This window comes from Streptomyces sp. NPDC012935, from assembly GCF_042900345.1.
Taxonomy (GTDB): Bacteria; Actinomycetota; Actinomycetes; order Streptomycetales; family Streptomycetaceae; genus Streptomyces.
This window is the reverse complement of the sequence record NZ_JBIBBC010000040.1, coordinates 1-7625: the sequence shown is the minus strand read 5'-3', so window position 1 is coordinate 7625 and position 7625 is coordinate 1. Positions and strand designations below refer to the sequence as shown.

Genomic DNA, 7625 nt, shown 5'->3' with positions numbered 1-7625 from the left:
TTCCACTTCTGGTGGCCGAAGATGACCGGCAAGATGCTCGACGAGCGCCTGGGCAAGATGACCTTCTGGACGCTGTTCGTCGGCTTCCACGGCACGTTCCTGGTCCAGCACTGGCTGGGCGTGAACGGAATGCAGCGCCGCATTCCCGACTATCTGGCGGTGGAAGGGCTGACGGCGCTCAACAGTCTGTCGACCGTCTTCTCGTTCGTGCTCGGCGCGTCGCTCCTGCCGTTCTTCTACAACATCTGGAAGACCGCGAAATACGGGGCGAAGGTCGAGACCGACGACCCCTGGGGGTACGGCCGCTCCCTGGAGTGGGCGACGTCCTGCCCGCCGCCGCGGCACAACTTCCTCGCCCTGCCACAGATCCGTTCCGAGTCCCCGGCGTTCGACCTGCGTCACACGCCCGCGCCGGAGAGGGAGCTGACCACTCTGTGAGCGTCACGGACGAGTTCCTCAACGACGTCGAGGGGCATCTGCTGCTCGCCGCGACCCGCGCTGAGGGCCGTACGGCGGCCGCCCGTTTCAGCGCGCCGCTGCACTGGCTGACGGACACCCAGCGGGACGAGGTGGAGCGGCGGTTCGAGGCGGAGTACCTCGCGCTCGCCCGCGCCTCCTGGCAGCACACGGCGGCGCGTGCCGGGAGACTGCGGGACGAGTACGAGGCGAGGTATCGCGAGCTGCGGCGCCGTCTGCTGGCCGGCCGGCTGCTGACCTGCGCCCTGGCAATCGGTGTTCTCGTCGTGTGCCTCGCCTAGGCCTGCGCTAGCTCACCGTCCACTTCTGGTTGTTCTGGCCGTTGCAGCTCCAGAGCACGAGCTTGGTGGCGCCCGCGGTGGCCGCTCCGTACGCGTCCAGGCAGAGCCCGGAGTTGACGTTGGTGATGGTGCCGTCGCTGTTGAGGTTCCACTTCTGGTTGCTCTGGCCGTTGCAGTCCCAGATGACCACGCGGGTGCCGTCGGTGGTGCCGAGGTTGTAGGCGTCGAGGCATTTGTTGCCGTAGACCACCAGCTCCTTGCGGGTGCTGTGGTACTGCCAGACCTGGTTCTGACCGCCGTTGCAGTCCCACAACTGGGCGTCGGTGCCGTTGGCGATGGTGTTGTCGTCGATGTCGACGCAGCGGCCGGACCCGCTGCCCGTGATCAGCGTGCCGTTCTTGCCGGGCAGCGGCCGTACGACTATGCCGTCGAGGGTGGGGGCGCCGGAGAACGAGATGGTGTTGGTGCTGCCCTTGGCGAGGGAGACGTTGACGGAGATGTTTCCCGCAGCGGAGCCGGTCGGCGGGAAGGAGACCCTGGTGGGTGTCTGGCCGTTGACGGTGAGCGTGGCCGTTCGGGCCGTGGCGGTGTTGTTGGTGTAGGAGACCTCGACCGTCTTCAGCCCGGCGCTTCCCGCGACCACACCGGAGAAGCCCGCCGTGCCGTTGTAGGTGCTCGCGGACTGCTCCGTGCCACCGGTGACCGTGAGCATCAGCGAGCCGCCCGCCGGGACGCTCGTGGTGTAACTCGTGCCGGTGGTGGCGAGGTTCTGCCGGGCCCACAGGTCACGGACGGTCGCCGCGCCGTTCGTCAGGCCGAGGTCGGACCAGCGGACGGTCATGTTCTGCGTGGTCGACGTGCGGTTGAGGAGGACGACGGCACGGTTTCCGCTGCCGGACAGGACCTTGCCGTAGACCTGGAGACCGGGGGTGTCCTCGGCGACCTTGACGCCCTGCAGGCCGCGCGGGTCCTGGTCGACTGCGATGACCTCGGGGTTCTTGAGGATGCTCGCCGTCTCGGCGGTCATGGTGGTGAGGTCGAGGCCGGTGAGGAGCGGGGCGCCGGAGATCGCCCACAGGTTCATGTGGCCGCGGTTCTGGGCGGCGGTCAGGCCCGTCATGCCGACGACCATCATGTCGGGGTCGTTGTAGTAGCCGGTGTGCTGTGCCGTGGGGTGGATGTTGCGGTCGAAGGCGGTCAGGACGTTGCCGTACGACGGTGTACCGCCGTGGAAGAAGATGTCCGTGTTCGTCCGCCACATCGGGCCCATGCCCGGCGCCCAGTTCCAGGGATTGTCGTAGCCCCAGTTGCACAGGGACAGGGCGAGCGGGCGGCCGGTGGTCGCGCTCGCCGAGGCGACGGCGTCGCCGATCGCCTGGTAGGTCGTCTTCGGGTCGAGGCCCTCGGCGTCGCCCCCGCACCAGTCGACCTTGACGAAGTCGAAGCCCCACCGGGAGAACGCCAGCATGTCCTGCTCGTAGTGGCCCTCGCTGCCCGAGCCGGGCGCGGCCGGGCGTCCGGTCGGGAAGTAGTAGCCGCAGCCGTCCTTGCCGGCGTCGGTGTAGATGCCGGCCTTGAGTCCCTTGCTGTGGATGTAGTCGGCGATGGCCTTCATGCCGCCCGGCCACTCCGCCTCGTCGACGGTGATGTTGCCGGCGCTGTCACGGGTGCCCTGCCACCAGCCCTCGTCGATGTTGATGTACTCGTAGCCGGCCTCGGGCAGACCTGCCGCCACGAACGCGTCGACCTGCTTCTTGATGACGTTGTGGTCGACCTTCGCGGCGAACGCGTTCCAGGACGCCCAGCCCATGGGGGCGGTGGGCACCGGTATCTGACGTGCCGTGGCCGCCTGGGCCGGGGCGGGCGCCGCGAACAGCAGGGCGGCGACGGCGGTGAGTACCAGGGCGAGGGCGCGCACCGCGGTGGCTCTGCGGCGGCCGACAGGACTCATGAGGGGTGGGGGGTACATGCGGCTCCTTCGTGCGGGAGAGACTCAGCACATGTTCGTAATTTCGAACTTAATTCGGAACATCGAACACGTGGCGCCGAAAGTAGGGCCACGGGAGAGGGAAGTCAACGGATGGGACAGACCTGAAGTCGCCCTTAGAGAGGCACAGTTGGCGCCACCGACCGCCAGCACCGCCATACTGGCCGATGTGCGCGTAGCGATCATGACGGCGGGCTCCCGGGGCGATGTCGCCCCCTACACCGGACTCGGGCACGCCCTGTCCCGGGCCGGACACGAGGTCACCCTGGTCACGCACCGCTGCTTCGAGCGGCTGGTGGCGGGGTCGGGCGTGCGCTTCCATCCCATGCCGGTGGATCCACGGGCCGAGCTGGAGTCGGAGCGCGGGCGGAGACTGCACCGCAGTGCGACCGGGCCGGGCAAGCTGGTGCGGGTGGTCCGGATGGCGCGGGCGCTGGCCGGACAGATGACGGACGACATGCTCGCCGCCGCGAGAGCCAGCGACGTCCTGCTCCTGGCGGGCTCCACCGCACCCCTGGGGCACGCCATCGCCGAGGGCCTGTCACTGCCGGCCATCGATCTCCCGCTGCAACCACTCGCCCCGACACGCGAGTTCGGACCGCCGATGCTCGGGGGCGGCTCCTGGGGAGCCGTCGGAAACCGGGTCGCCGGACACGGCGTGAACCTCGCCATCCACCGTGTCTTCTCGGCGGCCGTCCCGGACGCGCGGGCACGCCTCGGGCTGTCGCGCGGCAAGCCCCGCACCACGGCGCGCACGGGCCGTGTACTCCATGGCTACAGCCCCCTGGTGGTGCCGCGCCCTCGCGACTGGCGGCCGAACCTGGAAGTGACGGGGTACTGGTGGCCGTACGACGGTGCAGCTCAACTTCCCCCTGACCTGCGGGAGTTCCTGGACGCAGGCCCGCCGCCGGTGTTCGTCGGTCTGGGCAGCGCGACCGTGCCCGATCCGGCGGGGCTGAGCGCCGAGGTCGTACACGCCCTGCGCCGGGCCGGGCTGCGCACGGTGATCCAGCGGGGCTGGGGTGGCCTGGAGGCCGCCGGGGACGACGTACTGACCATCGACGAGGTGCCGCACTCCGCGTTGTTCCCACGGATGGCCGCCGTGATCCATCACTGCGGTGCGGGCACGACGGGCGCCGGGCTGCGCGCCGGAGTCCCGGCGGTGCCGGTGCCGATCCAGTTCGACGAGGGGTTCTGGGCCGCCCGCCTGGTCACGCTCGGGGTTGCGCCCCGGTCCGTGTCGCTGCGGAAGTTGACGGCCGACGCGCTGACGGCGGCCGTACGGGAGGCGACCGGCGACCCGTCGTACGGCCGTCGCGCCCAAGCCCTGGCCGAGGGTCTGCGCGCCGAGGACGGAACGGCCGCGGTCGTCGAGGCGGTGAACCGGCTCGGGGCGTGAGCCGCCGACGAGCGCACGTCGCCCAGTTGTGAAGCTCGCTCTCGACGACCGGCCCCAAAAACGCGCTCAGGGACCTGCAAGCCGGGGGTCCGCCGGCTGGAGGATGCCCAGCAGGATATGGACGAGTTCGTCGACGACCTCGTCGAGGGTGGCGTCCACCCACCCCGCGCTCCAGTCGTGCAGCAGCCCGTTGACGCTGCCGATGAAGGCGGTCACGGCGAGGCGGTAGTCGCGCGGGGCCGCCTCCCCCCGGGCCACGGCGGACGCCACCTCGGCGCAGACGAGGTCGACCCAGCGGGCACGGCGGGCGAGGCGCTGCTCCTCCAGACGGGCACTGACACCGACGATCTCGACGAAGGTGATGCGGATGCGGCGCGGGTCGGAGGTGACGTTCGCGGCGTACTCGCGGAAGATCGCGGTGGCGCGCTCGGCCAGCGGCAGGTCCCGGGCCTCGGCCACCGCGGCCAGTACGGCCTCCTCCGCCCAGGCGTTGACCTCGAGGTGGAGGGCGGTCAGGACGTCCTCGAGGGCACGGAACTCCTCGTAGAACTGACGGGTCGACAGGCCGGCAGCCTCGCTCAGTGCCGCGACGGTCGTGCCCCGGTAGCCGGGGGTGGAGCCGAAGAGTTGGAGCGCCGCGTCCAGGAAGCGTCGCCGTCGTTCCGCCTTTCGCTCCTCGGCCGACTTGCCGCCGTAGCGACCGGTGGGCGCCTTGAGCCTGCCCGCCACGCTGTCCTCCCACCGCCTCGCCGACCCACGATCAATTTTGTCGTGTACGCACTCTTGCAGAGAAGGGGCTCAGCCCAAAGCTTTCGGCACCGCACCCGTGCCGCCTCGGTCGCCGTGCGGCACAGGGCGACCGAGGCGCCGCGGGCGCTATCCGACGGTCCGCGCGGCCCACGCGGAGAGCTCGGACCGTGCGGCGTTCAGCACAGTGGTCGAGGGGCTGTTCGCTCCGTTCGTCACCAGCGCGTAGTGCAGGACGCCGGAGTCCGAGTCGGTGAGCAGCAGGCGGCGGCTGCCGGTGCCGCCCGGTTCCGCGGCGACGCCGATCGGGGTGGCCGAGGTGTACGACGGTGGGGCGTGTGCCGTGCCGAGGTCGGAGACCACCGTGGTGGACGCGGTCGGAAAGGAAGCCGGCAGGTGCAGTTCGGTCGGCGCCGTGCCGGTGTTGGAGCGCCACACGAGCAGACCGTACTGTCCCGACCCCACCAGCCGTGCCGCGTTCGGCAGTGAGCTGGGCACCGGGTTCCAGGTCAGGGTGGTGTCGCCGTCCCGGGAGCGGTCCTCGTAGGTGAAGGCGACGGTCGTGCCGGACGTCGCGCTCGGGTAGACGCGGTCGAGCAGCCGGGCGTCCTGGCGGAGCACCGGCGTGCCCGAGTCGTCGAGGCGTACGGCGGAGAGGTCCTCGTCGTTCCAGGCGTCCCCGGCGGTGAGCACCTTGTCGGGGTTGCCGTTCATCAGCTCGTGGTGGCGGCCGTTGTAGATGTCCCACTGCCACTGCGAACCGGAGAGCACGGGGCCGGAGCCTGCCGGGTTCGACCACCAACTCGCCCCGGGGACACGGGAGTCGAGGGCCTGGTACATCGCCTTGAGCACGGTCGGCGCCTTGTCGGAGACCGAGCCCGCCAGCGGATGGCCGAACTCGCTGATGATCGCCGGCGTTCGAGTGGCCGAGGCGCGGTCGCGGACGGTCCCGAAGTCACCGGCGTACTGGCCGTCCTGCGCCTTGCCCCACATGAAGATGCCGGAGATGGCCTTCTGATCGTAGAAGTGGGTGTTGAAGACGTACCGCGGTCCGAGCGTGCCGGCGTCGAGCAGCCCGCCCTCCTGCCTCTGGAAGTCGAGATTGGCGTTCCAGAAGAGGTTCGGCTCGGCGAAGAGCGGCTTGTCCTGCCAGCCGGCCGCGTCCATGCGGGCCCGGAACTTCTCGTAGAACGGCCACAGCACGTCGCGTTCCCAGGTGCGGCTGGTCTGGCCGGAGTCGTGGACGCCCGCGTGCGGCTCGTTGTAGGGGTCGAAGCCGACGACGGCCGCGAACTCAGCGGCGGAGAGGTTCTGTTCGATGTACGTCATCGTCTTCTGGGCGGTGGTCAGGAAGGCGTCCTGGAGGCCGTACGCGTTGTGCCAGAAGTCGTACGACGCCTGCTTCACCGCCTCGTTCTGGGTGATGTTCTGTCCCCAGAAGAGGCAGATCCCGCAGTTCTCGTCCGGGTAGTTCCCGAGGTCGACGGCCCACTTCGGGGCGCCGTCGCCGGTGTACCAGCTGTCGGGGTCGAACAGGTACCGGGAGTAGAGGTCCTGGTGGAAGTCGGGGTAGACGCGGATGCCGGCGTCGAGGAAGGCGCGCATCTGGGCGGTGGCGGCGGCCAGATACGTGGTGTCGACCTGGCCGCGTACGGGTTCCGCGTAGGCCCAGGACAGCAGGAAGCGGACCGAGTTGCCGCCGCCGAGGGCGCGCAGCGCGGTCGCGGACTTCTTCGCGTCGGCGACCGAGGCGAAGGGCAGGCCGTCGTGCTCGGCCAGCTTCGTCTCGCCGGAGACGTTGTACCCGCGCAGCACGATCTCGCGGCCGTGGCCGTCGGTGAAGCGGCCGTTCTGGACGGTGAGGGGCGTGTCGTCGAACCAGAGGGAGCCGGGGAGGGGGGCGGCGGTGGCGGGGGCCGGGCCCGCCGCCGCCCGGCCCCGCCCACCCCCGGATCAGGTGGTCACCGGCTCCTGGACGAGCGTGGCGTGCAACCGGCGCGTGTGGTCGAGCGGGCGCTCGGCTCCGGTCAGCGTGACACGGGCCGTCAGACGCGGGTCCGCACTGGACGCGGACAACCGCAGTTCCAGTTCGCCCGGTTCGACGATCCGCGTGCCGTCGCGTCCGGTGAAGGAGGCCAGGTCGGCCGGGACCGTGACGCTCAGGTGCCGGGCCTCCCCCGGCTCAAGTGCGACCCGCGTGTAGCCGATGAGGCGTTGCACCGGCTGGACGACGGAGGCGACCGGGTCGTGCAGGTAGAGCTGGACCACCTCGGTCCCGGCCCGGTCTCCGGCGTTGCGGACGGTGAAGGAGAGCGCGAACTCGCCGTCCGTCGGGGCCTCTTCGGCCGCCAGACTCAGGTCCGACCAGTCGAACCGCGTGTACGACAAGCCATGGCCGAAGGCGAACGCCGGGGTCGGGTCGATGTTGGACACCGCGCCGGCGTGCGCGAGCCGCGCCCCGAGGTACGTGCCCGGCTGGGAGCCCGGCCCGCGTGGCACGCCGACCGGCAGACGCCCGGAGGGATTGACCCGGCCGCCGATCACCCCGGCGATCGCGCGCGTACCCTCCTCCCCCGGGAAGAAGGACTGCACGATCGCCGCGGACTCCTCCACCGCGCGCCCGAGGGCGTACGGCCTCCCGGCCAGCAGGACGGTGACGACCGGGGTGCCGAGGTCCAGCAGGGCGTCGAGCAACTGCTGCTGCGTGCCCGGCAGCGCCAGTGAGTCGGCGTCG

7 protein-coding genes are annotated in these 7625 nt (G+C 70.6%); 3 read left to right on the top strand and 4 right to left on the bottom strand.

Annotation, left to right across the window (positions count from 1 at the left end; all coding sequences use genetic code 11):
• The coding region (locus ACFY5C_RS41125) for a cbb3-type cytochrome c oxidase subunit I (RefSeq protein ID WP_389455182.1) at positions 1 to 438 on the top strand (438 nt) is incomplete at its 5' end.
• Entirely contained in the window at positions 435 to 758 is a 324-nt protein-coding gene (locus ACFY5C_RS41120) for a hypothetical protein (RefSeq protein ID WP_389455180.1), read from the top strand. The genes ACFY5C_RS41125 and ACFY5C_RS41120, both read left to right, overlap by 4 nt.
• A gap of 7 nt (positions 759 to 765) precedes the next feature.
• Here ACFY5C_RS41120 and ACFY5C_RS41115 read toward each other — a convergent pair whose 3' ends face one another.
• Entirely contained in the window at positions 766 to 2727 is a 1962-nt protein-coding gene (locus ACFY5C_RS41115; protein WP_389455179.1) for a ricin-type beta-trefoil lectin domain protein, read from the bottom strand.
• Positions 2728 to 2929: 202 nt separating this feature from the next.
• Between ACFY5C_RS41115 and ACFY5C_RS41110 the strand changes: the two genes are divergently transcribed.
• Positions 2930 to 4144 (top strand): glycosyltransferase, encoded by a 1215-nt coding sequence (locus ACFY5C_RS41110; RefSeq protein WP_389455184.1) that lies wholly within the window; start codon positions 2930 to 2932, stop codon positions 4142 to 4144.
• Positions 4145 to 4210: 66 nt separating this feature from the next.
• Here the strand turns inward: ACFY5C_RS41110 and ACFY5C_RS41105 are convergent, their stop codons facing one another.
• The 3 genes from ACFY5C_RS41105 to ACFY5C_RS41095 all read right to left on the bottom strand — a co-directional run.
• A complete protein-coding gene (locus tag ACFY5C_RS41105) occupies positions 4211 to 4873 on the bottom strand; it encodes a TetR/AcrR family transcriptional regulator (protein ID WP_389455178.1) in 663 nt (220 codons plus the stop codon).
• A 147-nt stretch (positions 4874 to 5020) separates the two neighbouring features.
• A complete protein-coding gene (locus ACFY5C_RS41100) occupies positions 5021 to 6706 on the bottom strand; it encodes a cellulase family glycosylhydrolase (RefSeq protein ID WP_389455176.1) in 1686 nt (561 codons plus the stop codon).
• A 138-nt stretch (positions 6707 to 6844) separates the two neighbouring features.
• Positions 6845 to 7625, bottom strand: a 781-nt coding sequence (locus ACFY5C_RS41095; protein ID WP_389455174.1) for a glycoside hydrolase family 3 C-terminal domain-containing protein, incomplete at its 5' end; no start/stop codon positions are given.